Here is a 25660-nt window from a genome sequence, read left to right as displayed (position 1 = left end):
CCGGGCGCGGCTACAGACTGTCGAGGAAGCCGAGCGCCACCCGCCAGGTGGCCTCGGCGGCCTCCTCGTCGTAGTCCGGCAGGCCGGGGTCGGTGTAGACGTGACCGGCTCCGGCGTACCGGTAGACCTCCACGTCCGCGCCCGCCCGGCCCATCTGCAGGTACCAGGCGCTCAGCCAGTCGTCCGTCTCGAACGGGTCCGGCTCGGCCACGTGGAGCTGCACCGGAAGCTCGTCCACCTGCGCGTTCGGCGCGATGTCCGACGTGCCGTGCAGGAGCAGCAGGCCACGCGCCCGCTCGTCGCCGAGGGCCAGCGTCTGGGCGACTGACGCGCCGAGCGAGAACCCGGCGTACACGAGACCGCGCTCGGAGTACGGCGCGGCCGCCAGCACGGCCCGCTTCAGCAACTCGTCCTTGCCGATCCGCTCCTTGAACTCCATGCCCTCCTCGACCGTCCCGAACGTGCGCCCCTCGAAGAGGTCCGGCGTCCACACCTCGTGGCCCGCCGCGCGCAGCCGGTCCGCGGCCTCGCGCACCGCGGGCCTGAGCCCGTAGGTCGAGTGAAAGAGCATGATGTTCATGAGGCCATCGTGCCAGCCGGACGGGGAGGGGCCGGAACCGCCGTACCCAGTTGCGTGCCGAACTCACATGTTCATGCCTGCCGAGGACCGGTTAGGAGCGGAGGCATGGAGAACGTACTCCGCCCTCTGATCGTTATCGGCAGCTCCGTCGTGCTCACCCTGGTCATCGGCTGGGCCACGGATCTGCTGCTGCGCAAGGCCGACGCCCGTGATTCCGACACCCCGCTGTGGGGGCTGCTGCGCCGCGGCCGCATCCCCTACCAGCTCGTCCTCTGCGCCGCCATGCTCAGAGGCTCCTACGACCAGGCCGAACTGCTGGAGCAGCATCAGGCCGGGATCGGCCGGACGCTGACGCTGGTCCTCATCGGGTCCGCCGCCTGGCTGGTGATCCGGATCGCGGCGGCGATCGTCGAGAGCTCGTACAGCCGCTACGCACGCGCCCACCGGGACGCGGCCCGGGTGCGCCGGGTGCGCACCCAGGTGGAGCTGATCATGCGGGTGGTCTCGGCGATCGTCATCGTCGTGGCCGCCGCCTCGATGCTGCTGACGTTCCCGGCGATGCGCGCGGCCGGTGCCTCGCTGCTGGCCTCCGCCGGCATTCTCGGCATCGTCGCCGGTGTCGCCGCCCAGTCGACCCTGTCCAACCTGTTCGCGGGGCTGCAGATCGCCTTCGGTGACATGGTGCGCATCGGCGACACGGTCGTCGTGGACGAGGAGTGGGGCACCGTCGAGGAGATCACCCTCACCTTCCTGACGGTTCGAACCTGGGACGAGCGCCGGATCACGATGCCCGTGTCGTACTTCACCTCCAAGCCGTTCGAGAACTGGTCGCGGGGCACCCCGCAGATGACGGGCATCGTCTACTGGCACCTGGACCACAGCGCGCCCATCGAGGCGATGCGCGAGAAGCTCCGCGACATCCTGCGCCAGTGCCCGGCCTGGGACGGCCGTGCCTACAGCCTGCAGGTGACGGACACCACGGCGAACACCATCCAGGTGCGCGCCCTGGTGACCGCCAAGGACGCGGACGACATCTGGACGGTACGGGTCGCCGTACGCGAGGAGATGATCACCTGGCTGTCCGCGGAGCACCCCTACGCGCTTCCCAGGGTCAACACCTCGGACGCGGTCCTCGCCCCGAACCGCATCCCGTCGCCCGACCGCGCGACGCTCCGCAAGGCCTACGAGTTCCCGCGCACCGGCCGGGGCTGACCCGGCGCCCGCGCTCGGCGCCGCCGCCGACCCGGACGACCGCGAGGTGAGGTGGCCGGCGCGCGGCGGCGCCGCGCGGGCGCGGGGCGCCGGCTCACCGGGCAGGGCCGCCCGACCGGTCTCAGCGCAGGCTGCGCACGTCGAGGTGGCGCAGCACCCGGTCCACGATCTCCGGATCCGCGCCCGGCTCGCTGCGTGCCGCCAGCACCTCGTGCCGCGCGGCGCTCATCATCTCGCCCTGGATCCGCCGCACCCGCTTCAGCCGCCGCGCCCGCTGGTGCTGCGCCTCCCGGCGTTCCTCCTCCCCCATGTCCGGGCTGATCCGGATCCCGATGTCGAAGGCCCGCCGCAGCATCTGCTCAGACAGCTCCTCGGGCAGCTCCTCCACCTGCTCGATCTCCCGCAGCCTGCGCTTCGCGGCCTTGGCGGCCCGCACCGCCAGTTCCTTCTCGAACTCCTTCTCCCGCTCGGCGTCGGCCCGCACCCGCAGCCGCCTCACCAGCCACGGCAGCGTCAGGCCCTGAAGGACCAGCGTGACGATGATCACCCCGAAGGCGATGAACACGAGCTCGTCCCGGTCGGGGAACGGCGAACCGGCGTCGGTCTTGAGCGGGATGGCCAGCACCAGCGCCACCGAGGCCACCCCGCGCATCCCGGACCACCACATCACGACGGTCTCCCGCCAGCTCATGGGGATCTCCTCCTCGATGTCCCGCCGGGCGTGCAGCCGCTTGGTCAGCCAGGTGGCGGGCAGCAGCCACAGCAGCCGCACGACCACCACCACGCCCGCGATCGCCGCCGCCCAGCCGAGCAGCTCGCCCCACCGCCCGGACGCCGTCCGGATGGCGTTGTGCAGCTCGAGCCCGATCAGCCCGAAGGCGACACCGGTGACGAGCGTGTCGATGATGTCCCAGAAGGTGTGCCCGGCCAGCCGGGTCATCACGTCGTCGGCGTCGGTGGCGTACTCGGAGAGGAAGAGGGCGGTGGTGAGCACGGCGAGCACCCCGGAGCCGTGCAGTTCCTCCGCGAGCACGTAGGAGGCGTAGGGCACCAGCAGGGTCAGCCCGATCTGCAGCGTGGCGTCGCCGAGCAGATCCATCAGCCTGTTCGCGCCCCAGCCCAGCGCCAGCCCGACGACGACCGCGACCACGGCGGACAGGACCAGGTCGAGCCCGGCGTCCCAGGGGGAGAACTCCCCGCTCACGGCGGCCGCGACGGCCACGTGGTACAGCACGATGGCCGTCACGTCGTTGAAGAGCCCCTCGCCCTCCAGGATCGACACCAGCCGGCGCGGGAGTCCGAGCTGCCCGGCGACGGCGGTGGCGGCCACCGGGTCCGGCGGGGCGATCAGCGCGCCCAGCACCACGGCCGCGGCGACGGGGAGCCCGGGCACGATGGCGTGGGCGACGGCGGCCACGCAGAACGTCGTCACGAACACCAGGGCGACGGCCAGCAGGAAGATCGGCCGCTTGTTCGCCGTGAACTGCCGCCAGGAGGTGCGGCGTACGGCGGCGTAGAGCAGCGGCGGGAGCAGCGCGGGCAGGATCAGCTCGGGCGGGAACTCCACGTTGGGTACGAACTCGGCCACTGCGAGGACCCCGCCGAGCAGGGTCATCAGCACCGGCGCCGGCACCCCGAACCGGTTCCCGACCGGAACGCTCAGCAAGGCCCCGAGCAGCACCACGAACAACAGGGCCAACTGATCCACGGCCAGCGCTCCGGGAGTCGACGATCACACGGCAGGCCTCCAGCCTGCCACGGCGCCCGCGCGCCGGCCGTTCCGGCGGTCTACAGGACGCGCCGCATGGCCCGGTGCGGGATCCCCGCGTCCGGGAACTCCGGGCCGTACGCCTCGTACCCGAGACGCTCGTAGAAACCCAGGACGCGGGTCTGGGCGTGCAGGTCCACCGCGGCCAGGCCGCGCGCGCGTGCCGCCTCCTCGACGGCCCGCACCAGGGCCGCGCCGACCCCGAGACCGCGCGCCGAACGGGCGACGGCGAGCCGGCCGAGGGAGCCCACAGTTGCGTCCCCGCCGGTCTTCGCGGCGGCGGTCTCGCCGTACAGCAGGCGTCCGGTGCCGAGCGGCACGCCGTCCTCGCGGACCGCGAGGACATGGACGGCGACGGGGTCGTAGGCGTCGTACTCGATGTCCTGGGCGACGCCCTGCTCGACGACGAACACCTCCTTGCGCACCGCGAAGCAGGCCTCACGGTCGGCGGGGTCCTCGGCGACGCGGACGGTGTACGGCGTGCTCACGCGTACGTCTCCTCGCGGACCTGGTCGAGGGCCTGCTGCAGGTCCTCGGGGTAGTCGCAGCCGAACTCCACCCACTGCCCGTCACCGGGGTGCTCGAAGCCGAGCCGCACGGCGTGCAGCCACTGGCGGGTCAGGCGAAGCCGCTTGGCGAGGGTCGGGTCGGCGCCGTAGGTCAGGTCGCCGACGCAGGGGTGGCGGTGGGCGGACATGTGGACGCGGATCTGGTGGGTGCGGCCGGTCTCCAGCTTCACGTCGAGCAGGGAGGCGGCGCGGAAGGCCTCGATGAGGTCGTAGTGGGTCACGGAGGGCTTGCCCTCGGCCGTCACCGCCCACTTGTAGTCGTGGTTGGGGTGGCGGCCGATCGGGGCGTCGATCGTGCCGCTGGTCGGGTCCGGGTGGCCCTGCACGAGCGTGTGGTAGCGCTTGTCGACCGTGCGCTCCTTGAACTGGCGCTTGAGCGACGTGTACGCGTACTCGGACTTCGCGACCACCATCAGGCCGGACGTGCCCACGTCCAGGCGGTGCACGATGCCCTGGCGCTCGGCGGCGCCGGAGGTGGAGATCCGGTAGCCGGCGGCGGCGAGACCGCCGATGACGGTCGGGCCGCTCCAGCCCGGCGAGGGGTGCGCGGCCACGCCGACCGGCTTGACGATCACGACCACGTCGTCGTCGTCGTGCACGATCTCCATGCCCTCGACCGGCTCGGCGACCACCTGCACGGGCGCGGGCGCCTGCGGCATCTCGACCTCGAGCCAGGCGCCGCCGCGCACCCGCTCGGACTTGCCGACCACCGTGCCGTCGACCTGCACCTTGCCTGCCCCGGCGAGTTCCGCCGCCTTCGTACGGGAGAAGCCGAACATGCGGGAGATGGCGGCGTCGACGCGCTCGCCCTCCAGGCCGTCGGGCACGGGCAGGGTACGGATCTCGGGAATCGTGCTCACCCGTCGAGTATGCCGGACGGCTCCACCGGCCCAGAACGAGCCTGTGGACGACGGCCCCGCGCAGGGGCCGGTCTCAGTCCTTGTGGACCGTGCCGTCCGGGTCCAGACCGCGGAAGGACAGCAGCACGATCAGGACGCCGCCGCACACGATCGCCGAGTCGGCCAGGTTGAACACCGCGAAGCCCTTCGGCGCGATGAAGTCCACCACCTCGCCCTGGAAGACGCCGGGCGCCCGGAAGATGCGGTCGGTGAGGTTGCCGAGCGCACCGCCGAGCAGCAGGCCGAGCGCGATCGCCCAGGGCAGGCTGTAGAGCTTGCGGGCGAGGCGGACGATCACCACGATCACCGCGGCCGCGATCAGCGTGAAGATGATCGTGAAGGCGGCTCCGAAGCCGAAGGCCGCGCCCGGGTTGCGGATGGCGTGCAGCTCCAGCCAGTCCCCGGCCACCTGGATCGGCGCGTGGTGCTCCAGCTTCGCCACCACCAGCATCTTGCTGATCAGGTCGAGGGCGTACGCGAACACGGCCACCGCGAACAGTACGGCGATCCGGCGCCCGCGTCCGCTCCGCTGCCGCGCCGGCGCCGTCCGTTCGCCGGTCCCGGGCGTACCGGACGCGCCGGACGCGGCGGGTGCTTCGGCCGCCGCCGTCTGCTCGCCGCTGTCGTCCGGGGTGTCCGGCGTACCGATGATGCGCTCCGCCTCTGCCACGTGAGTCCCTCAACCTAGGTGCCTGACTGAGGACGAGAGTACGGCACGCCCCGCCGGGCCCCGGCGCTCAGGAGCGGCGTTCCTGTTTCTGCTTGCACTCCACGCAGAGGGTGGCCCTCGGGAACGCCTGCATACGCGCCTTGCCGATGGGATTGCCGCAGTTCTCGCACAGTCCGTAGGTGCCCGCGTCCAGCCGTTCCAGGGCGTGCTCGTTCTGGGTCAGCATCTCGCGCGCGTTGGCGGCCAGCGCCATCTCGTGCTCGCGCGTGATGTTCTTGGTGCCGGTGTCGGCCTGGTCGTCGCCGGCGCCGTCGCCCGAGTCGCGCATCAGGCCGACGATGGCGTTCTCGGACGAGCTGATCTCGGTGCGCAGCCGGTCCACCTCGGACGACAGCTCGGCGCGGGCCTCGGTGACCTCCTCGGGGGTCCAGGGGTCCTCGCCGGGGCGTACCGCCAGATCGCCGGGTTCCGCCGCGGCTAGCCGCGCCTTGGGAACGGCGCTCTGCTTCGCCGTGGCCGTGCCAGGAGTCTTCTTCGCAACCACTGTCGTGGCTCCCGTCTGCTTCGCGGCCCGCGCCGCGCCCGCCTTCTTGGCCGTGCTCTTGCCGGCCGCCTCCGAGGAGGGGCCCTCGGTGGCCGTCCGCTCCGTGACGGCCCCTTCTCCGCCCGCCTTTCCGGCGGCCACCGCGTGCGCGGCCGCTTTCCCGGCACCCGTCTTCCCGGCGGCCGCGTCCTTCCCGGCCGTGCCCTCGACGGCAGATCCCTTCCCGCCCGCGCCCTTTCCGACCACTCTCCCGGCGACCGCCTTCTTCCCGGCGGCCCCCTCACCGGCCGTCCCCTTCGGCGCCTTTCCCTTGGCCGCGGTGTGCTCAGGGGCCGTCTCCCCGCCGGCCGCACCCTTCCCGGCCCTGTCCACCACAGCCGCGTCCTTGACCGCGGTCTGCTTCCGGGCCGGCTTCCTGCCGACCGCCTCCTTCCCGGCGGCCCCCTCACCGGCCACGTCCGCCACAGCCGTGCCCTCCACGGCCGGCTCCTCGACCACCGCGCGCGTCCGGGCCCGCTTCCTGCCGGCCGTTTCCCCGGCCGCCGCGCTCGGCGCCGCCGCCGACCTGGCCGGCTGCTCCGCGCTCGCGCTCTCGGCGGCCGTCTTCTTCGCGCTCGCCCTCATCGCGTCCGTCCTGCCCGCGGTCGCCTTCTTGTCGGCCGCGTTCCCGGCAGCGCCGGCCGGCTTCCTGGCCGCGGCCTTCTTCGTGGCGGCCACCTGCTCGGCGGCCTCCTCCGGGGCGGCGCCTTCCCTGGTGGCCCCCGCCCTCGCCGCCGTCCTCTTGACCGCCGTTCTCGTGGCGCCGTCCTCGGTGCCCGAGCCCGTGGCCACCGCCTTCCTCGCGGCCGCCTTCCCGGCCGGTGCCTTGTCCGACGTCTTTCCGGCCGCCGTCCTCCCGGCCGTAGCCCTCCCGACCGGCGCCCCCTCCGCCAGGGCCTTCCCAGCCGATGTCCCCGCGGCCGAAGCCTTGCCGCCCGATGCCCGCTTCCTTGACGCGCCATGCTTCGTGCCGCCGGCGGCGGCAGGCGCCGGGCCGCTTGGCCCCGTGGACGTGGACGAGGGCGTCCCGGCGGCGTCCGCCGCGTGACGACCCTTCGCGCCGGCCGCCGGTGCCCGGGCCGTCTTCACCGGCCTCGGCCGCCCCGCCGGGACGGCATCCGCGCGCGTGGTCTTCCTGCCGCCGGCTCCCTCGGCCTCGCCGCCGGAAGCGGCCGCGCCGCTGGAGCGGCCGGACGCCGGCTGCTGTACGGCGGTCTTCTTCGCCACCATGGCCGCGGCCCCTTCACATATTGTGATCTTGCTCGCGAATCGTGCTGGGACGATAAATCGACTTGAGTCCCGCGGCAACGGGGCACACCGCCCGATTCGCCCGCCCGCCTCCCCCGAGCAGCGGACCTGCAACCGTTGTGCCCAGCTCCCCGCCGGGTAATCCGCGATGCGGAGCGCGCCACGGCGCGAGCGCCTCCCCCCTCGCCATTCGGGTCATCCCACCCGCTCCCCTCCCCGCCTCCTCACGCGCGCCGCAAAAGCGGTCGGCCGCTGTCCGCGCGGCGCCGTACACTGGGCGGAGCGAGAAGCATGGATGGGGACGAGTAGCGGCGTACGCAGCGCAGAGCGACCCGGGGACGGTGTGAGCCCGGGGGCGAGCGCGACGTGAAGATCACCCCGGAGCCGCCGGAAGAAAGCCGTGGCAGCCACCACGGCCGGTAGAACCGGCTTCGCGACCCCAATGAGGGGGCTCACCGGCGCGGACGGCGCGACGGAGAGCCAAGGAGGGTGGTACCGCGGGAGCGCGCCGCACACGGCGTGGACAGGAAAAAGCTCTCGTCCCTCCGACGGAAGGCAGCAAGTCCGTTGGAGGATGCTCGCAGATGACAGCGCCGACGTACCGCCAGGTGCCCGCCCAGGTCGACCTGCCCGCGCTCGAGCACGCCGTGCTCGACTTCTGGCGCGAGCAGAAGATCTTCGCCAAGAGCCTGGAGCAGTCCGAGGGACGCCCCGAGTGGGTGTTCTACGAGGGCCCGCCCACCGCGAACGGCATGCCCGGCGCCCACCACATCGAGGCCCGCGTCTTCAAGGACGTCTTCCCGCGCTTCCGCACCATGCGCGGCTACCACGTGGCCCGCAAGGCCGGCTGGGACTGCCACGGCCTCCCGGTGGAGCTGGCCGTCGAGAAGGAGCTCGGCTTCTCCGGCAAGCAGGACATCGAGGCGTACGGCATCGCCGAGTTCAACGCCAGGTGCCGCGAGTCGGTGACCCGGCACACCGACGCCTTCGAGGAGCTCACGACCCGCATGGGTTACTGGGCCGACCTCCAGGACCCGTACCGCACGATGGACCCCGAGTACATCGAGTCCGTCTGGTGGTCGCTGAAGGAGATCTTCGACAAGGGCCTGCTGGTCCAGGACCACCGGGTCGCCCCCTGGTGCCCGCGCTGCGGCACCGGCCTGTCCGACCACGAGCTGGCGCAGGGCTACGAGACGGTCGTGGACCCGTCCGTGTACGTCCGCTTCCCGCTCACCTCCGGTCCGCTGGCCGGCGAGGCCGCGCTCCTGGTGTGGACGACGACCCCCTGGACCCTGGTGTCCAACACCGCGGTCGCCGCGCACCCCGAGGTCACCTACGTCGTCGCCACCGACGGCCGGGAGAGGATCGTCGTCGCCGAGCCGCTCGTCGCCAAGGCGCTCGGCGAGGGCTGGGAGACCACCGGCCAGTCCTTCACCGGCGCCGAGATGGAGCGCTGGACCTACCAGCGCCCCTTCGAGCTGGTCGAGTTCCCCGAGCCGGCGCACTACGTGGTCAACGCCGAATACGTGACCACCGAGGACGGTACGGGTCTGGTCCACCAGTCCCCCGCGTTCGGTGAGGACGACCTCAAGGTGTGCCGCTCCTACGGGCTGCCCGTGGTCAACCCGGTCCGCCCGGACGGCAGCTTCGAGGAGGACGTCCCGCTCGTCGGCGGCGTCTTCTTCAAGAAGGCCGACGAGAAGCTCACCGAGGACCTCCAGCAGCGCGGCCTGCTCTTCCGCCACCTGCCGTACGAGCACAGCTACCCGCACTGCTGGCGCTGCCACACCGCGCTGCTGTACTACGCGCAGCCGTCCTGGTACATCCGCACCACCGCGATCAAGGACCGGCTGCTCCAGGAGAACGAGAAGACGAACTGGTTCCCGGACACGGTCAAGCACGGCCGGTACGGCGACTGGCTGAACAACAACATCGACTGGGCGCTGTCCCGCAATCGCTACTGGGGCACGCCGCTGCCCATCTGGCGCTGCGAGGAGGGCCACCTCACCTGCGTCGGCTCGCGCACGGAGCTGTCCGAGCTGACCGGTACCGACCAGTCGAACCTCGACCCGCACCGGCCCTACATCGACGACGTCACCTTCGCCTGCCCCCACGACGACTGCGGCCGGACGGCCACGCGCGTGCCGGAGGTCATCGACGCCTGGTACGACTCGGGTTCGATGCCGTTCGCGCAGTGGGGCTACCCGTACAAGAACAAGGAGCTGTTCGAGGCCCGCTACCCGGCGCAGTTCATCTGCGAGGCCATCGACCAGACCCGCGGCTGGTTCTACACGCTGATGGCCGTCGGCACGCTGGTGTTCGACAAGTCGTCGTACGAGAACGTCGTCTGCCTGGGCCACATCCTCGCCGAGGACGGCCGCAAGATGTCCAAGCACCTGGGCAACATCCTGCAGCCGATCCCGCTCATGGACCAGCACGGGGCCGACGCGGTGCGCTGGTTCATGGCGGCCGGCGGCTCCCCGTGGGCGGCCCGTCGCGTCGGCCACGGCACCATCCAGGAGGTCGTCCGCAAGACGCTGCTGACGTACTGGAACACGGTCGCCTTCCAGGCCCTGTACGCCCGCACGTCCGACTGGGCGCCGTCCGCCGCGGACCCGGCGCCGGCCGAGCGTCCGCTGCTGGACCGCTGGCTGCTCTCCGAACTGCACGCGCTCACCGACCAGGTGACGCAGTCCCTGGAGGCGTACGACACCCAGCGCGCCGGCAAGCTGCTGTCCGCGTTCGTGGACGACCTGTCGAACTGGTACGTCCGCCGCTCGCGTCGCCGCTTCTGGCAGGGCGACAAGGCGGCGCTGCGCACGCTGCACGAGGTGCTGGAGACGGTCACCAAGCTGATGGCGCCGATCACCCCGTTCATCACCGAGCGGGTGTGGCAGGACCTGGTGGTGCCGGTGAGCCCGGGTGCACCCGAGTCGGTCCACCTGGCGACCTGGCCCGAGGCGGAACTGTCGGCGATCGACCCGGAGCTGTCGAAGCAGATGGTCCTGGTCCGCCGCCTGGTGGAGCTGGGCCGTGCCACGCGCGCGGAGTCGGGCGTCAAGACCCGCCAGCCGCTGTCCCGGGCGCTGATCGCCGCCACCGGCTTCGAGGCCCTGGACCGCGAGCTGCACGCGCAGATCACGGAAGAGCTCAACGTCTCCTCGCTGGCGTCCCTCTCCGAGGTCGGCGGTTCGCTGGTCGACACGACGGCCAAGGCCAACTTCCGTGCCCTGGGCAAGCGGTTCGGCAAGCGGGTGCAGGACGTGGCCAAGGCGATCGCGAACGCGGACGCGGCCGCGCTGTCCCTCGCCCTGCGCGCGGACACGGCGTCGGTGGAGGTCGACGGGGAGACGGTCACCCTGGCGCCCGACGAGGTGATCATCACGGAGACCCCGCGCGAGGGCTGGTCGGTGGCGTCCGACTCCGGTGCCACGGTGGCGCTGGACCTGGAGATCACGGAGGAGCTGCGGCAGGCGGGTCTGGCCCGTGACGCGATCCGGCTGATCCAGGAAGCCCGCAAGAACAGCGGCCTGGACGTCGCCGACCGCATCGCGCTGCGCTGGACCTCCGCGGACCCGGCGGTCGTCGCGGCTCTCTCGGAGCACGCCGGCCTGATCGCCGAGGAGGTCCTGGCGACCGACTTCGCCCAGGGCGAGGCCGACGCCGGCTACGGCGAGCCGTTCACGGACGAGGGCCTGTCCCTCACGTTCCGGCTCCGCAAGGCGTAGTCGCCGCCAGAGTACGAAGGCCCGGTCCCCACTGTGGGGCCGGGCCTTCGGCGTCCCGGAGGGCAGGACGGGAGAGCGGGTCTGGAGAGCGGGGTCGGAGAGCAGGTCGGAGGGGGCCTCTCGTTCCCGGCCCAGGTGCGTCAACACGCGTAAAAAGGGCGGGCCCCCGGACCGAAGTCCGAGGGCCCGCCCTGAACGCTGCCGACGCCGTTGTCGTACTAGTTGCCGCGGCCCGTCAGTTGTCGTCCTCGTCGATCAGGAACCCGCGCATCGGCGAGGGCGCCTGGCCCATCGGGGACGGACCCTGCGGACGGACCGGAGCCATGGGCTGGGTCATCGCGGGGGTCATCTGCTGCTGACCGCCGTAGGACGGGGCGGACGGGCCCGGAGCACCGCCCATGCCCTGGTTGCCTCCGTAGGACGGAGCGCTCGCGCCGGCCGGAGCCATGGAGGGCGCCGGGGACGGCGGAAGCGAGGCGGTGGCCGGAGTACGCGGCGGCGCCAGGGAGTCGTCGGCCTGGGTCTCCAGCTGACGCAGCTGGGACTCGAGGTACGACTTCAGACGCGTGCGGTACTCGCGCTCGAAGCCGCGCAGGTCCTCGACCTTGCGCTCCAGCGTGGCGCGAGCGGACTCCAGGGAACCCATCGCGACGCGGTGCTTCTCCTGCGCGTCCCGCTCCAGCGCGTCGGCCTTGGCACGGGCGTCGCGCTCCAGACCCTCGGCGCGGCTGCGGGCCTCGCCGACGATCTTGTTGGCCTCGGAACGGGCCTCGGCGATCGCCTGGTCGGCGGTCTGCTGGGCCAGCGAGAGGACTCGGGCGGCGCTGTCGCCACCGGGGCCCTGACCGGGGCCGCCCATCGGACCGCCCATGGGGCCGCCCATCGGGCCACCCATCTGCTGCTGCATGGGCTGACCGCCCATGGGGCCCTGACCCATCGGACCCTGGCCCATCGGACCGGGACCCTGCGGGCCGCCCTGACCACCGGGACCGGCGGGCAGCTGCGGGGCACCGCTCGGCAGCTGGGGCGGACCACCCATGGGGCCACCCATCTGCTGCTGCGGCGGGCCCGATATGCCGGCGGGCACCGGCGCGCCGGGACCTCGCATCCCCTGCTGAGGCATGCCGCCCTGCTGGGGCATACCACCCTGCTGGGGCATACCGCCCTGCTGCTGGTCCTGCTCCGGGGGCTTGCGCATGTTCTGCTGGTTCTGGGCAGCAGCGCGCGTGGCCGCGGCCAGCTTGGCGCGCAGGTCCTCGTTCTCGCGGAGCAGGCGCGTCAGTTCGGCTTCGACCTCGTCGAGGAAGGCATCGACCTCGTCCTCGTCATAGCCTTCTCGGAGGCGGACGGTCGTGAACTGCTTGTTCCGCACGTCCTCGGGGGTCAACGGCATCTCTTCACCTCAACGTAGTCATCGGCAGTCGGCAAGACCGTATCGTCCATCCTCATCACACAAATCTCTGTGCGACGGAGATGAGGATCCAGACGATGATCATCAGTACGAAGAAGGACAGGTCGAGCGCCACGCCCCCGAGACGCAGCGGCGGGATGAACCGCCGCAGAAGCTTCAGCGGTGGATCGGTGACAGTGTAGGTGGCCTCCAGGACGACCACCATCGCCTTGCCGGGTTGCCACGAGCGGGCGAACTGGAAGACATAGTCCATGACCAGCCGGAAGATCAGCACGACGAGGAACACCATCAGCGCGATGTAGATCACCTGCGCGAACACGCTCATGGCCTGACTTTCCCTCTCCCCTGTTCCGTGCTTTTCCCGGTGGTACGTCTCAGCTCTGGTTGAAGAACCCGCCCTCTGCGATGCGGGCCTTGTCCTCCGCCGTGACATCGACGTTAGCAGGAGACAACAGGAACACCTTCTGCGTCACCCGCTCGATGCTGCCGTGAAGACCAAACACCAAACCGGCCGCAAAGTCGACAAGTCGCTTCGCGTCTGTGTCATCCATCTCAGTCAGATTCATGATCACCGGGGTGCCCTCACGGAAGTGTTCCCCGATGGTACGGGCTTCGTTGTACGTCCGCGGGTGCAGCGTGGTGATCCGGTAAGGCTCCCGCTCGGACACGACCTTGGGCATGATCACCGGTGCGTTCTTCTCCAGGGACTGGCGTTCTTGTGTGATGGATGCCACGGGCGCGATACGCGCCGGGCGCCCGGATTCCGCGGCGAGCGAAGTCGAACGAGCCACCGGCTCGCGCGGCGCGGGCGGTTGCACGATTCGCACCTCTTCGTCCCTTTGGGACTGATGCGCACCGTGCGACTGGTGTGACACCTCATGCCGTCGGTGGTCCCGGTCGAGTTCCGGGTCCAGCTCGGGCTCGAAGTCGTCGTCGGGGTCGAATCCGCGGCCGTCGTACCCATCGTCCTCCACGAGGCCGAGGTAGACCGCCATCTTGCGCATCGCGCCGGCCATTCTCTGAGTCCTCCGCTCTGTGGTGGATCGACTGCGACTGCCAAGTGCCCGCGATCCACGTGGTCTTTGTGCCCGCTTTCGCGAACATTGACCATATTTTCTGCTGTGGTCCGACTTCCTGGCGACGTTACCCGAGCCTGGGGCGGACTCCGAGTACCGCAGTGCCGACGCGCACATGTGTCGCTCCGGCCGCCACGGCCTGCTCGAGGTCCGCACTCATCCCTGCCGACACCATGGTTGCAGCCGGATGGGCCCGGCGCAGGTCAGTCGACAAATCCATGAGGCGCTCGAACGCCGCCTGTTCGCGTCCCGCGTACTCCCCGGTGAGCGGTGCGACGGTCATCAGACCGTCGAGCCGCAGCCCCGGCGAACCGGCGACGAGGCCGGCCAACTCCTCGATCCCTGCGGGCGCGACACCGCCGCGCTCGCCCCGGCCGGTCTCCCCCGCGTCAAGCGCGACCTGGATGAGGCATCCGACCTCGCGCCCGGCGCGCCCCGCCTCCTTCGACAGTGCGGTGACGAGCCGGTCCCGGTCGATGGACTGCACGAAATCGGCATAACCAACCACGGAACGGACCTTGTTGGTCTGCAACTGGCCGACGAAATGCCATTTCAGCGGCAGATCCGCACAGGCGGCGGCCTTCGGCGCCGCGTCCTGGTCGCGGTTCTCGGCGACGTGGCGCACACCGAGCTCGGACAGGATGCGCACATCGCTCGCCGGGTAGGTCTTGGTGACCACGATCAGGGTCACCTCCTCCCGCTTGCGCCCGGCCGCCACGCACGCGGCGGTGATGCGCTGCTCCACGTTCGCCAGGTTCGCGGCGAGTTCGGTCTTACGGTCCGTCATGCCCCATCAGTCCAGCCAGACATAGCCGGCGAGCCGCCCGGTGGTGCGGTCGCGGCGGTACGAGTAGTGATCGCCCGACTCCAGGGTGCACACCGGGGACTGAGCGCGGTCGCGCACTCCGAGCCGCTCGAGCTGGGCGTGTACTCCGGCGCTCACGTCGACGGCCGGAGTGCCCCAGCCCGTTTCGGCGTGCGCCGCCGGCTCGACCGCGGCCACCTCGGCGCGCATCGCCTCCGGCACCTCGTAGCACCGGCCGCAGACGGCCGGTCCGGTGCGGGCGGTGATCCGCTCCGTCTCGGCGCCGAGCTCGACCATGGCCCGTACGGCGGCGGGGACGACCCCCTTGATCATTCCCGGCCGGCCCGCGTGGGCGGCGGCCACGATCCCGGCGACCGGGTCGGCCAGCAGCACCGGCACGCAGTCGGCGGTGAGGACCGCGAGCGCGAGTCCCCGGCGGGCGGTGACGATCGCGTCGACCTCCGGCACGGCGTGCTCGCCCCAGGGCGCGTCCACGACGGCCACGTCGCCCCCGTGCACCTGGTTCATCCAGACGACCGCGTCGGGACCGAACCCCAGCGACTTCGCCGCCAGCTCACGGTTCGCCCGGACCGATGCGGGGTCGTCGCCGACCGCGCCGCCGAGGTTGAGCTCCTCATACGGAGCGGCGCTCACCCCGCCCCACCGGTCGGTGAAGGCGAAGTGCGCGCCGCTCACGCTCTCGCGCTGTCCTATCACTTGAGGAAGTCCGGGACGTCCAGCTCCTCGGCCGCGCTGTCCGCGTAGGTGCGCGGCGCGGGCGGGACCGACGGGGTGACCGGGAGCTCGGCCACCGGCTCGGGCGCCGGCTCCGGCTCCTCCTTCGGCGTCACGCTGCCGAGCGAGCCGAAGGACGGGCGGCTCTCCGGCTGCCGCGCCGGAGCGGGCTCCTCGCGGCGGGGCGCGGACGAGCCGGAGGCGGAGGTGGAGCCGAGGACGTTGTCCCGGCGGGCCGGCGGCTGTCCGCCGTCGAAGCCGGCCGCGATCACGGTGACCCGCACCTCGTCGCCGAGGGCGTCGTCGATGACCGCACCGAAGATGATGTTGGCCTCCGGGTGGGCGGCCTCGCTCACCAGCTGGGCGGCCTCGTTGATCTCGAACAGACCGAGGTCGGAGCCACCGGAGATGGAGAGCAGCACGCCGCGGGCGCCGTCGATGGACGCCTCCAGCAGCGGCGAGGAGATCGCCATCTCGGCGGCGGCCACCGCGCGGTCGTCGCCGCGGGCCGAGCCGATACCCATCAGGGCCGAGCCGGCCTCGGACATGACCGACTTGACGTCGGCGAAGTCCAGGTTGATCAGGCCGGGGGTGGTGATGAGGTCGGTGATGCCCTGGACACCGGAGAGCAGGACCTGGTCGGCCGACTTGAAGGCGTCCAGGACCGAGACCTGCCGGTCCGAGATGGACAGCAGCCGGTCGTTGGGGATGACGATGAGGGTGTCGACCTCTTCGCGCAGTTCGGCGATGCCGTCCTCGGCCTGGTTCGCGCGGCGCCGTCCCTCGAAGGTGAACGGGCGCGTGACCACGCCGATGGTGAGGGCGCCGAGCGAGCGCGCGATGTTGGCCACGACGGGCGCGCCGCCGGTACCGGTGCCGCCGCCTTCACCGGCCGTCACGAAGACCATGTCGGCCCCCTTGAGGACCTCCTCGATCTCCTCGCGGTGGTCCTCGGCGGCCTTGCGGCCGACGGCCGGGTTGGCTCCGGCGCCGAGTCCGCGGGTGAGTTCGCGGCCGACGTCGAGCTTCACGTCGGCGTCGCTCATCAACAGCGCCTGTGCGTCGGTGTTGATGGCGATGAACTCGACGCCCTTGAGACCGACCTCGATCATCCGGTTGATGGCATTGACACCACCGCCGCCGACACCGATGACCTTGATGACTGCGAGGTAGTTCTGCGGTGCTGCCACGTCGAAGGCCTCTCGCCTCGAATTACGTTGTCGCCTCCGGGCGGTTCCCCGCACCGGGACGACGGATGCCGAATGGGACGGTCCGTAGCGCCGACCCGAACCCTAACCCTGAAGTTTAGGGTTACCAGTGTGTCTGTTCCTTGAAGTCTTCTGAACAGGACACTAAGTCGACAAGTGGCGCCCGTTCAACGAACACGCCGAACCTCCCGTTTTTCTTTTCACCCTATGTGATCAGCCGTAGCGGTGCCCAACCAGGGTGCTGGCCTGCGCTGATACCCGTCAACTCCCCGATGAGGCAGGCGCGGTGGGCACGCTCACGTCGAAGTGCCGGGCGTCGGGAGCTGCTTTCATGAGTGCTGTGAGGGCCCGTGCCTTGGCGCGGCCGTTCTCGCCGCTGCCCCAGGCGACCGTGCGACCGTCGGCCAGCTCCACCGAGATGTCGTCGTAGGACCGGACTTGGACGGTCCGGGTGTCCCGCGCGACGGCGGCCGGGAGGGCGCCGGCCACCCCCACCGCCTCGCGCACCAGACGGCCGGCGCCGAAGCGCCGGAAGCTCGCGGCGGCCGGATCCGACCGCGAAGCGGTCAATTCCAGAAGCGGAACGCCTTTCGGCGCCTGCGAGACGGTGGCGAAACGGACGCCCTCGTCATCGACTTCGACGAAGTTCCCGGCTTTGCGGACAAGCAGTACCGGAGTCCGCTCGGTCACCTTCAGGCCGATTCCATGGGGCCAGGCGCGAACGACCGAAACAGTGTCAATTCGGGGCAGTTTCCGGCGAAGTCGGGCTTCGACGGCATCCGTGTCGACGGAGACCAGTGGCGCCCCGACCGGCACGGAGGCGACCTCCCGCACATCGGCGGGGGTCAGCATCCGCGTGCCGGAGACCGAGACGTGCCGCACCCGCAACCACGAGGAGCCGTACAACACCCAGGTGGAGCCCGCCCCGAGGAGCACGAGGGCGACAGTAAAAATGACGATCATACGAAGGCGGGCCCGCCTCAGCCGTCGCGCGGACGGCGGGCCGGACGACTCCTGCTGGCGTTCACCGCGCTCGGCGGTAGTCGATCCGGCCACCCTCACTACCCCTTCGTCATATGGTCCTACCGGCGCGAGGCGATCGCCTCGTACACCATGCCGACGAGCAGCTCATCGGCGTCCCGGCGGCCGAACTCGCTTGCCGCCCGCGACATCTCGTACAGCCGGTGCGGGTCCGCGAGCACGGGCAGGACGTTCTGCTGCACCCACTCGGGGGTGAGTTCCGCGTCGTCGACGAGGAGTCCGCCGCCCGCCTTCACCACCGGCTGGGCGTTCAGCCGCTGTTCGCCGTTGCCGATGGGCAGCGGGACGTAGGCGGCCGGCAGCCCGACGGCGGAGAGTTCGGCGACGGTCATCGCGCCCGCACGGCAGAGCATCAAGTCGGCCGCGGCGTACGCGAGGTCCATCCGGTCCAGGTAACTTACCGGGATGTAGGGCGGCATTCCCGGCATCTGCTGTACCTGCGGCAGTTCGTTCTTCGGGCCGACCGCGTGCAGGATCTGGATACCGGCCTGCTGCAGCCAGGGCGCGACCTGCTGGACCACCTCGTTGAGGCGCCGGGCGCCCTGGGAGCCGCCGGAGACGAGCAGGGTGGGCAGGTTCGGGTCCAGGCCGAAGCGGGCGCGCGCCTCCGGACGGGCGGCGGCCCGGTCCAGGGTGGCGATGGTGCGGCGAAGCGGGATGCCGATGTAGCGGGCGTCACGCAGCTTGCTGTCCGGGGTGGAGACGGCGACCCGGGCGGCGTACCGGGAGCCGATCTTGTTGGCCAGGCCCGGGCGGGCGTTGGCCTCGTGGATCACGATGGGCACACCGAGGCGCTTGGCGGCCAGGTAGGCGGGCAGGGCGACATAGCCGCCGAAGCCGACCACGGCGTCCGCCTTGGTGCGCTCGAGGATCTGCTCGGCGGCCTTGATCGTGCCGCGCAGCCGGCCCGGAACGGTGATCAGCTCCGGAGTGGGCTTGCGGGGCAGCGGCACCGCGGGGATCAGCGCCAGCTCGTAGCCGCGCTCCGGGACGAGCCTGGTCTCCAGGCCGCGCTCCGTGCCCAGGGCCGTGATCCCCACGGTCGGGTCCTGCCTGCGCAGGGCGTCCGCGAGGGCGAGCGCGGGCTCGATGTGGCCCGCGGTACCTCCGCCGGCGAGTACGACATGCACCGAAATTCACCGCTCTCCGGACGAGCGCGCCACCGTGGCGCGCCGTCGCATCGTGTTCCATCTCCGAGGCCCCCGCTCGGCACCGGAGCCTCCTGCCCGCTTTCTACCAAAGCGAGGTTGCCGCATCGCAAGCGCCGCCCGCGCAGCGGGGTCGTCGCGCGCGAAGGCGATCAGCAACCCGATGGCGAACATGGTCGGCAGCAGGGCGGACCCTCCGTAGGAGAACAGCGGGAGGGGGACGCCGGCGATCGGCAGCAGGCCGAGCACCGCACCGATGTTGATCACCGCCTGGGCGGTGATCCAGGTGGTCACGCCTCCCGCGGCATACCTCACGAAGGGGTCCTCCGTGCGTCCGGCCACGCGGATACCCGCATAGCCTAGAGCCGCGAACAGGGCGAGCACCGACAGCGTGCCCGCCAGACCCAGTTCCTCGCCGGTGACGGCGAAGATGAAGTCGGTGTGAGCTTCCGGCAGTTGGCCCCATTTCTCCACACTCGCACCGAGGCCGGAGCCGAACAGTCCGCCGGAGGCGAGGGCGTAGATCCCGTGCACGGCCTGCCAGCAGTCGGCCACTCCGGATTTGGGCTCGGTGGCGCCGATGCAGGCCAGCCGGGCCATCCGGTTGGGGCTGGTCTTGATGAGCACGACGCCGATCAGTCCGGCGACCGAGAGCACCCCGGCGAACAGCCGGGTCGGCGCACCCGCGAGCCACAGCAGGCCGAACAGGATCGCTGTGAGAATGATCGCGGTGCCCATGTCGCCGCCGAGCATGATCAGGCCCAGCAGCATGAAGGAGGCCGGCACCAGCGGCACCAGCATGTGCTTCCACTGGGTCAGCAGCTTGCGCTCCTGCTTGCGCGCGATCAGGTCGGCGCCCCACAGCACCAGGGCGAGCTTGCCGAACTCGCTGGGCTGGATCTGGAAGGAACCGCCGAGGGAGATCCAGTTCTGGTTGCCGTTGACCGCCATCCCTATCCCGGGCACCTGCACCAGGACCATCAGGAAGACGGCGCCGGCCAGGATCGGGTAGGCCAGCGCGCGGTGCAGCTTCACCGGCATGCGGGAGGCGACGAACATCAGCGCGCCGCCGATGACCGCGGCGAGGAACTGCTTGCGGAAGAAGTACGAGCCCGGCAGCGAAAGCTGCAGCGCGGTGATCTGGGAGGCGGAGTAGACCATCACCAGACCCAGCACGGTGATCAGCAGGCTGCCGCCGAGGATCACGTAGTACGCGGTCAGCGGCCGGTCCCAGGCCTTCCGCGCGCGCGTGTAGAGCCGCTGCACGGCGTTCTCGCGCGGTGGTCCGGGGAGCGCGGGGCGCCGGGACGCCCGCTGTACGGGCGGCCGGCCGGTACGGCTACCGGGCATGGGCGCCTCCACTGAACGTCGACCGTCCCACGCGTCCCTCCCAAGATCCGCCCGGCGGGCGGCCGGGTCAGGCGCCGAGTTCGCGGACCGCCGCCGCGAACGCGTCGCCGCGCTGGTTGTAGTTGGTGAACATGTCCATGGAAGCGCAGGCCGGGGCCAGCAGCACGGTGTCGCCTGGCCGGGCCAGCCGCTTCGCCTCCGTCACCGCCTGGAGCATCGCCCCAGTGTCGGTCCGTTCGAGGTCGACGACGGGTACTTCCGGGGCGTGTCGCGCCAGGGCCTCGCGGATCAGAGCACGATCGGCGCCGATCAGGACGGCCCCGCGCAGCCGCTTCGCCGACTTGGCGACCAGCTCGTCGAAGGTGGCGCCCTTCGCCAGACCACCCGCGATCCATACGATCGACTCATATGACGCCAACGAGGCTTCCGTGGCGTGCGTGTTGGTGGCCTTGGAGTCGTCCACGTACGCCACACCGTCGATGTCCGCGACGTGCGCGATGCGGTGGGCGTCCGGGCGGAAGGCCCGCAGACCGTCGCGTACGGCGGTGGCGGGCACGCCGTACGCGCGCGCGAGGGCGGCGGCGGCAAGGGCGTTGGCGATGTTGTGCGGGGCCGGCGGGTTGACGTCGGAGACCTCGGCCAGTTCCTGGGCGTTCTTCTGCCGGTTCTCCACGAAGGCGCGGTCGACCAGGATGCCGTCCACGACGCCGAGTTGGGAGAGCCCGGGCGTGCCGAGGGTGAAGCCGACGGCCCGGCAGCCCTCCTCGACGTCGGCCTCGCGTACCAGGTCCTCGGTGAGCTTGTCGGCCGCGTTGTAGACGCAGGCCACCCGATTGCCCTCGTAGATACGGCCCTTGTCGGCCGCGTAGGCCTCCATGGAGCCATGCCAGTCGAGGTGGTCCGGGGCCAGGTTCAGGACGACCGCGGAGTGGGCGCGCAGGGAGGGCGCCCAGTGGAGCTGGTAGCTGGACAGTTCCACGGCGAGGACGTCGTACTCCTCGCCGAGGACCGCGTCCAGCAGGGAGACGCCGATGTTGCCCACGGCGGCGGTGCGCAGGCCCGCGGCCGCCAGGATGGAGGCGAGCATCTGAACGGTCGTGGTCTTGCCGTTGGTGCCCGTCACGGCCAGCCAGGGCGCCGCGTCGGGTCCCCTGAGGCGCCAGGCCAGCTCCACGTCGCCCCAGACCGGCACTCCGGCCTTCCCGGCGGCGAGGAACAGCGGCTTGTCGGGCTTCCAGCCGGGCGCGGTGACGATCAGCTCGGTGCCTTCCGGCAGGGTGGCGCCGTCGCCGAGGCGCACGGTGACGCCGAGCGCCTCCAGCTCCGCGGCCTGCTCACGCGCGCGTGCGTCGTCGCCGTCGTTGACGACCGTGACGACCGCACCGCGCGCGTGCAGCACCTTGGCCGCCGGGACGCCGGAGACGCCGAGCCCGGCGACGGTGACGTGCTTGCCCTGGAATTCAGAAGGCACCGAGGAGGTCACTTGTCCGCTGCCCATCCCGCGTAGAAGAGGCCCAGTCCGACGATCACACAGATGCCCTGGATGATCCAGAAGCGGACCACCACCAGGACCTCGGACCAGCCCTTGAGTTCGAAGTGGTGCTGGAGCGGCGCCATCCGGAAGACGCGCTTTCCGGTGAGCCGGAAGGAGCCGACCTGGATGACGACCGACATGGTGATGAGGACGAACAGGCCGCCCATGATGGCCACCAGCAGCTCGGTGCGGGAGAGGATGGCCAGGCCCGTGAGGACACCGCCGAGGGCGAGCGAACCGGTGTCGCCCATGAAGATCTTGGCCGGCGAGGTGTTCCACCACAGGAAGCCCAGGCAGGCACCCATCAGCGCGGAGGCGACCACGGCGAGGTCCAGCGGGTCGCGCACCTCGTAGCAGGCACCCGGGTTGGTCAGCGTCGTCGCGTTGGCGCAGGACTCCTGGAACTGCCAGACGCCGATGAACGTGTAGGCGCCGAAGACGAGCACGGAGGCGCCGGTGGCGAGGCCGTCCAGACCGTCCGTGAGGTTCACGCCGTTGGACATCGCCAGGATCATGAACAGCGCCCAGACCACGAACAGCACCGGGCCGATGCTCCAGCCGAAGTCGGTGATGAACGACAGCTTCGTGGACGCCGGGGTGTTGCCGCGCGCGTCCGCGAACATCAGTGACAGCACCGCGAAGCCGATGCCGACGATGAGCTGGCCGGCCATCTTGGCCTTGGCCCGCAGACCGAGCGACCGCCGCTTGACGATCTTGATGTAGTCGTCGAGGAAGCCGACCAGGCCCATGCCGAACATCAGGCCGAGGACCAGCAGTCCGGAGTAGGTGGGGGGGTAGCCGGTGATGAGCTTGCTCAGGAAGTACGCGGCGATGGTCGCCAGGATGAAGGCGATGCCGCCCATGGTCGGCGTACCGCGCTTGCTGGCGTGCTCGCGCGGACCGTCGTCACGGATGTACTGGCCGTAGCCCTTGCGGGCGAGGAGCTTGATCAGCAGCGGGGTGCCGACCAGCGTCAGGAAGAGGCCAATGACTCCTGAGAACAGGATCTGCTTCATCATCGGGCGGCAACCTCACCCTCGGCACCGGTCTCGAGCAGCGCCTGGGCGACACCCTCGAGCCCCACCGAACGGGACGCCTTCACGAGCACGACGTCCCCCGGGCGCAACTCGCTGCGCAACAGGTCGACCGCCGCCTGTGCGTCGGACACGTGCACCGACTCCTCACCCCACGAACCCTCGTTATATGCGCCCAGTTGCAGCCAGGAGGCCTCAATCCCCCCGACCGCGACGAGCTTGCTGACGTTGAGCCGGACGGCGAGCCGTCCGACGGCGTCGTGCTCGGCGAGCGCCTCGTCCCCCAGCTCGGCCATCTTGCCGAGCACCGCCCACGTACGGCGCCCCTTGCCCATGGCCACGAGCGCCCTGAGGGCGGCCCGCACGGACTCGGGGTTGGCGTTGTAGGCATCGTTGACGATGGTCACGCCGTCCGGGCGCTCCGTGACCTCCATGCGCCAGCGGGAGAGGGAGCCCGCCTCGGAGAGCGCGGTGGCGATCTCTTCGGCGGACATGCCCAGCTCATGGGCGACGGCGGCCGCGGCGAGCGCGTTCGACACGTGATGCTCACCGTACAGGCGCATGGTCACATCGCTTGCACCGGAGGGTGTGTGAAGCCTGAACGCGGGCTGTCCGCTGTCCGTGAGTCGCACGTTCTCGGCGCGTACGTCCGCTTCGGCCGACTCTCCGAAAAGGACCACCTTCGCCTTGGTACGGGATGCCATGGCCCGCACCAGCGGGTCGTCGGCGTTGAGGATCGCCGCGCCGTCCTCCGGAAGCGCCTCCACCAGTTCGCCCTTGGCCTGGGCGATCTGCTCACGACCGCCGAACTCGCCGATGTGGGCGGTGCCCACGTTGAGCACCAGGCCGATCCGCGGCGGGGTCAGGCCGGCGAGGTAGCGGATGTGCCCGATGCCGCGGGCGCCCATCTCCAGTACGAGGAAACGGGTTTCGGCGGTGGCGCTGAGCGCGGTCAGGGGCAGCCCGATCTCGTTGTTGAGCGAGCCGGGCGTGAACACGGTGGGCGCCTTGCGCCGCAGCACCTGCGCGATGAGGTCCTTGGTGCTGGTCTTGCCGGCTGAGCCGGTCAGCGCCACGAGGGTCGCGCCGAGGCTCCGTACGACGTGGCGGGCGAGGGCGCCGAGGGCGGCCTGGACGTCCTCCACGACGATCGCGGGCACACCGACGGGCCGGGAGGCCAGTACGGCCACGGCCCCGGCCCCGACGACCGCCCGCGCGTAGTCGTGGCCGTCGACGCGCTCGCCGACGAAGGCGGCGAAGAGGCTGCCCGGCACCACCTCTCGGGAGTCCCGGACGACCGGTCCGGTGACCTGGACGGACGGATCCGGTATGTCGTGCGTCTGCCCGCCGACGACTTCAGCGATCTCGGCGAGGGAGAGGGCGATCACAAGTTCATCCCTGGGTCTTCTGGATAGCTTCGCGAAGCACCTGGCGGTCGTCGAAGGGACGGACCACGCCGGCGATGTCCTGGCCCTGCTCGTGGCCCTTGCCCGCGACCAGCACGGTGTCCCCGGCGTGCGCCCGGGCGACGGTGGCGGCGATCGCGGCGGCCCGGTCCTCGAACAGGAGCACCTCGCCGCGCTCGTGGGACGGCACGGAGGCCGCGCCCTGGAGCATGGTCGCGAGGATCGCCAGCGGGTCCTCGGAGCGGGGGTTGTCGGAGGTCAGTACGGCCGTGTCGGCGAGCCGGGCCGCGGCGGCGCCCATCGGGGCGCGCTTGGTCTGGTCACGGTCGCCGCCGCAGCCGAGGACCACGTGGAGACGGCCCTTGGTGACCTTGCGCAGCGCCTTGAGGACCGATTCGACCGCGTCGGTCTTGTGGGCGTAGTCCACGACCGCGAGGTAGGGCTGCCCGGCGTCCACGCGCTCCAGGCGGCCGGGCACCCCCGGTACGGCGGCGATGCCGTCGGCGGCGGCCTGCGGGTCGAGGCCGGCCACCGCGAGGGCGACGATGGCGGCGAGGGTGTTCGCCACGTTGAACGGGCCGGGCAGCGGCGACCTGGCCTGGACCCGCTCGCCGTCGGGGCCGAGGACGGTGAACGTCGAGTCCATGGGCCCGACCTGGACGTCCTCCGCGCGCCAGTCGGCGTCGGGGTGGCCCTCGGCGGAGAAGGTGACGACCGGGACGGTCGCCTCCTGGGCGAGCCGGCGGCCGTACTCGTCGTCGCTGTTGACGACGCCGAGCCTGCTGCGTTCCGGCGTGAAGAGCTGTGCCTTGGCCCGGAAGTAGTCCTCCATGTCGGAGTGGAACTCCATGTGTTCCGGGCTGAGGTTGGTGAAGACGGCGATGTCGAAGACGCAGCCGTCGACCCGGCCGAGGACCAGGGCGTGGCTGGAGACCTCCATGGCGACGGCCTCGACGCCGCGTTCCCGCATGACGGCGAACAGTGCCTGCAGATCGGTGGCTTCGGGGGTGGTGCGCTCGGACTTGATGCGCTCCTCGCCGACGCGCATCTCGACGGTGCCGATGAGGCCCGTCGTGCGGGTGGTCTTCAGACCGCCCTCGACCAGGTAGGCGGTGGTGGTCTTGCCCGAGGTGCCGGTGATGCCGATCTGGAGCAGATCGCGGCCCGGGTCGCCGTAGATCGTGGTCGCCAGTGCGCCCATCCGCGCGCGCGGGTCGTCGACGACCAGGACCGGCAGGCCGGTCGTGGCGGCACGTTCGGCACCCGTCGGGTCGGTCAGCACGGCGACGGCGCCGAGGCCGGCGGCCTGGGTGACGAAGTCGGCGCCGTGCAGGCGGGCGCCCGGGAGGGCGGCGTACAGGTCACCGGGGCGGACCGCGCGCGAGTCGTGGGTGATGCCCGTGACCTCGGCGGCGCCCTCGGCGGCGGCACCCAGCTGATCGGCCAGCTCCGCGAGGGGTGTGGCGGAGACCTGAACCGGTCGCGGCGGTCCCGGATACGTCACGGGAGCGCCCTTCTGGGTGTTGTGGGACTGATCAGCGTGTGGCACGGCGGTGAGCGTACCGGGCGCACTGGCTCCGGAGCGAAGCGAGGGCTCCTGCGTGCCCTGGTTCCCGGGGTCGGGAGTGATCGTTGTCACGAGTGGTTCCTGGTCT

Annotated in this window: 22 protein-coding genes; 3 read left to right on the top strand and 19 right to left on the bottom strand. The window is 71.2% G+C overall.

Going from position 1 to position 25660, the window contains the following annotated elements:
- Positions 1-10: 10 nt before the first annotated feature.
- Positions 11-580, bottom strand: coding sequence for a dienelactone hydrolase family protein (locus ACZ6B1_RS22750; protein ID WP_468781035.1), 570 nt, complete (start codon positions 578-580; stop codon positions 11-13).
- Positions 581-685: 105 nt separating this feature from the next.
- Between ACZ6B1_RS22750 and ACZ6B1_RS22745 the strand changes: the two genes are divergently transcribed.
- The gene (locus ACZ6B1_RS22745) at positions 686-1792 is read left to right on the top strand and encodes a mechanosensitive ion channel family protein (protein ID WP_468781033.1); all 1107 of its coding nucleotides are present in this window, start codon (positions 686-688) and stop codon (positions 1790-1792) included.
- Positions 1793-1913: 121 nt separating this feature from the next.
- On the opposite strand, the gene ACZ6B1_RS22740 is transcribed toward ACZ6B1_RS22745, so the two are convergent.
- The 5 genes from ACZ6B1_RS22740 to ACZ6B1_RS22720 all read right to left on the bottom strand — a co-directional run bounded on the left by ACZ6B1_RS22740 (position 1914) and on the right by ACZ6B1_RS22720 (position 6722).
- Positions 1914-3500: a Na+/H+ antiporter gene (locus ACZ6B1_RS22740; protein ID WP_468781032.1), complete on the bottom strand. Its 1587-nt coding sequence runs from the start codon at positions 3498-3500 to the stop codon at positions 1914-1916.
- Positions 3501-3580: 80 nt separating this feature from the next.
- Complete coding sequence (locus ACZ6B1_RS22735; RefSeq protein ID WP_468781030.1) at positions 3581-4048, bottom strand: GNAT family N-acetyltransferase; 468 nt, start codon at positions 4046-4048, stop codon at positions 3581-3583.
- Complete coding sequence (locus tag ACZ6B1_RS22730; RefSeq protein WP_468781028.1) at positions 4045-4989, bottom strand: RluA family pseudouridine synthase; 945 nt, start codon at positions 4987-4989, stop codon at positions 4045-4047. The genes ACZ6B1_RS22735 and ACZ6B1_RS22730 overlap by 4 nt, the downstream gene beginning before the upstream one ends.
- A gap of 73 nt (positions 4990-5062) precedes the next feature.
- Positions 5063-5698 (bottom strand): signal peptidase II, encoded by a 636-nt coding sequence (gene lspA / locus ACZ6B1_RS22725; protein WP_468781027.1) that lies wholly within the window; start codon positions 5696-5698, stop codon positions 5063-5065.
- Between the two features lie 67 nt (positions 5699-5765).
- Positions 5766-6722, bottom strand: coding sequence for a TraR/DksA family transcriptional regulator (locus tag ACZ6B1_RS22720; protein ID WP_468781025.1), 957 nt, complete (start codon positions 6720-6722; stop codon positions 5766-5768).
- Here ACZ6B1_RS22720 and ACZ6B1_RS22715 point away from each other — a divergent pair.
- Both ACZ6B1_RS22715 and ileS read left to right on the top strand, forming a co-directional pair.
- Positions 6712-7329, top strand: a complete 618-nt coding sequence (locus ACZ6B1_RS22715; protein ID WP_468781024.1) for a hypothetical protein — start codon at positions 6712-6714, stop codon at positions 7327-7329. The genes ACZ6B1_RS22720 and ACZ6B1_RS22715 overlap by 11 nt on opposite strands.
- A 784-nt stretch (positions 7330-8113) precedes the next feature.
- Entirely contained in the window at positions 8114-11257 is a 3144-nt protein-coding gene (ileS, locus tag ACZ6B1_RS22710; protein WP_468781022.1) for an isoleucine--tRNA ligase, read from the top strand.
- A gap of 235 nt (positions 11258-11492) precedes the next feature.
- Here ileS and ACZ6B1_RS22705 read toward each other — a convergent pair whose 3' ends face one another.
- The 13 genes from ACZ6B1_RS22705 to ACZ6B1_RS22645 all read right to left on the bottom strand — a co-directional run bounded on the left by ACZ6B1_RS22705 (position 11493) and on the right by ACZ6B1_RS22645 (position 25644).
- Complete coding sequence (locus ACZ6B1_RS22705; RefSeq protein ID WP_468781020.1) at positions 11493-12650, bottom strand: DivIVA domain-containing protein; 1158 nt, start codon at positions 12648-12650, stop codon at positions 11493-11495.
- Between the two features lie 55 nt (positions 12651-12705).
- Positions 12706-12993 (bottom strand): YggT family protein, encoded by a 288-nt coding sequence (locus ACZ6B1_RS22700; RefSeq protein WP_143636437.1) that lies wholly within the window; start codon positions 12991-12993, stop codon positions 12706-12708.
- 49 nt (positions 12994-13042) lie between these two features.
- Positions 13043-13684, bottom strand: a complete 642-nt coding sequence (locus ACZ6B1_RS22695) for a cell division protein SepF (protein WP_351670509.1) — start codon at positions 13682-13684, stop codon at positions 13043-13045.
- Positions 13685-13811: 127 nt separating this feature from the next.
- Positions 13812-14531, bottom strand: a complete 720-nt coding sequence (locus tag ACZ6B1_RS22690; protein ID WP_468781018.1) for a YggS family pyridoxal phosphate-dependent enzyme — start codon at positions 14529-14531, stop codon at positions 13812-13814.
- Between the two features lie 6 nt (positions 14532-14537).
- Positions 14538-15266, bottom strand: coding sequence for a peptidoglycan editing factor PgeF (gene pgeF / locus ACZ6B1_RS22685; protein ID WP_468781016.1), 729 nt, complete (start codon positions 15264-15266; stop codon positions 14538-14540).
- Positions 15263-16474: a cell division protein FtsZ gene (gene ftsZ, locus ACZ6B1_RS22680; protein ID WP_468781014.1), complete on the bottom strand. Its 1212-nt coding sequence runs from the start codon at positions 16472-16474 to the stop codon at positions 15263-15265. Before ftsZ ends, pgeF begins: the two co-directional genes overlap by 4 nt.
- A gap of 279 nt (positions 16475-16753) precedes the next feature.
- On the bottom strand, positions 16754-17548 hold the full coding sequence (locus ACZ6B1_RS22675; RefSeq protein ID WP_468781012.1) for a cell division protein FtsQ/DivIB: 795 nt from the start codon (positions 17546-17548) through the stop codon (positions 16754-16756).
- Positions 17549-17574: 26 nt separating this feature from the next.
- Positions 17575-18663 (bottom strand): undecaprenyldiphospho-muramoylpentapeptide beta-N-acetylglucosaminyltransferase, encoded by a 1089-nt coding sequence (gene murG, locus ACZ6B1_RS22670; RefSeq protein WP_390056949.1) that lies wholly within the window; start codon positions 18661-18663, stop codon positions 17575-17577.
- 6 nt (positions 18664-18669) lie between these two features.
- Positions 18670-20031 (bottom strand): putative lipid II flippase FtsW, encoded by a 1362-nt coding sequence (gene ftsW, locus ACZ6B1_RS22665; protein ID WP_468781010.1) that lies wholly within the window; start codon positions 20029-20031, stop codon positions 18670-18672.
- 67 nt (positions 20032-20098) lie between these two features.
- On the bottom strand, positions 20099-21529 hold the full coding sequence (gene murD, locus ACZ6B1_RS22660) for a UDP-N-acetylmuramoyl-L-alanine--D-glutamate ligase (protein ID WP_468781009.1): 1431 nt from the start codon (positions 21527-21529) through the stop codon (positions 20099-20101).
- Positions 21511-22581 carry a phospho-N-acetylmuramoyl-pentapeptide-transferase gene (gene mraY, locus ACZ6B1_RS22655; RefSeq protein ID WP_250404933.1) on the bottom strand — a complete coding sequence of 357 codons (1071 nt, stop codon included), beginning with the start codon at positions 22579-22581 and terminating at the stop codon, positions 21511-21513. Before mraY ends, murD begins: the two co-directional genes overlap by 19 nt.
- Positions 22581-23987 carry a UDP-N-acetylmuramoyl-tripeptide--D-alanyl-D-alanine ligase gene (locus ACZ6B1_RS22650; RefSeq protein ID WP_468781007.1) on the bottom strand — a complete coding sequence of 469 codons (1407 nt, stop codon included), beginning with the start codon at positions 23985-23987 and terminating at the stop codon, positions 22581-22583. The genes mraY and ACZ6B1_RS22650 overlap by 1 nt, the downstream gene beginning before the upstream one ends.
- A 4-nt stretch (positions 23988-23991) precedes the next feature.
- Positions 23992-25644, bottom strand: coding sequence for a UDP-N-acetylmuramoyl-L-alanyl-D-glutamate--2,6-diaminopimelate ligase (locus tag ACZ6B1_RS22645; RefSeq protein ID WP_468781005.1), 1653 nt, complete (start codon positions 25642-25644; stop codon positions 23992-23994).
- Positions 25645-25660: the final 16 nt, after the last annotated feature.

Source organism: Streptomyces sp. NPDC041129 (assembly GCF_055592265.1).
This window is presented reverse-complemented; position numbering and strand designations above follow the sequence as displayed.

Coding starts and splice junctions, on each gene's coding strand:
- ACZ6B1_RS22750 (WP_468781035.1), bottom strand. CDS start 580: ATGAACATCATGCTCTTTCACTCGACCTACGGGCTCAGGCCCGCGGTG.
- ACZ6B1_RS22745 (WP_468781033.1), top strand. CDS start 686: ATGGAGAACGTACTCCGCCCTCTGATCGTTATCGGCAGCTCCGTCGTG.
- ileS (WP_468781022.1), top strand. CDS start 8,114: ATGACAGCGCCGACGTACCGCCAGGTGCCCGCCCAGGTCGACCTGCCC.
- ACZ6B1_RS22705 (WP_468781020.1), bottom strand. CDS start 12,650: ATGCCGTTGACCCCCGAGGACGTGCGGAACAAGCAGTTCACGACCGTC.
- ACZ6B1_RS22700 (WP_143636437.1), bottom strand. CDS start 12,993: ATGAGCGTGTTCGCGCAGGTGATCTACATCGCGCTGATGGTGTTCCTC.
- ACZ6B1_RS22695 (WP_351670509.1), bottom strand. CDS start 13,684: ATGGCCGGCGCGATGCGCAAGATGGCGGTCTACCTCGGCCTCGTGGAG.
- ACZ6B1_RS22690 (WP_468781018.1), bottom strand. CDS start 14,531: ATGACGGACCGTAAGACCGAACTCGCCGCGAACCTGGCGAACGTGGAG.
- ftsW (WP_468781010.1), bottom strand. CDS start 20,031: ATGCCCGGTAGCCGTACCGGCCGGCCGCCCGTACAGCGGGCGTCCCGG.
- murD (WP_468781009.1), bottom strand. CDS start 21,529: ATGGGCAGCGGACAAGTGACCTCCTCGGTGCCTTCTGAATTCCAGGGC.
- mraY (WP_250404933.1), bottom strand. CDS start 22,581: ATGAAGCAGATCCTGTTCTCAGGAGTCATTGGCCTCTTCCTGACGCTG.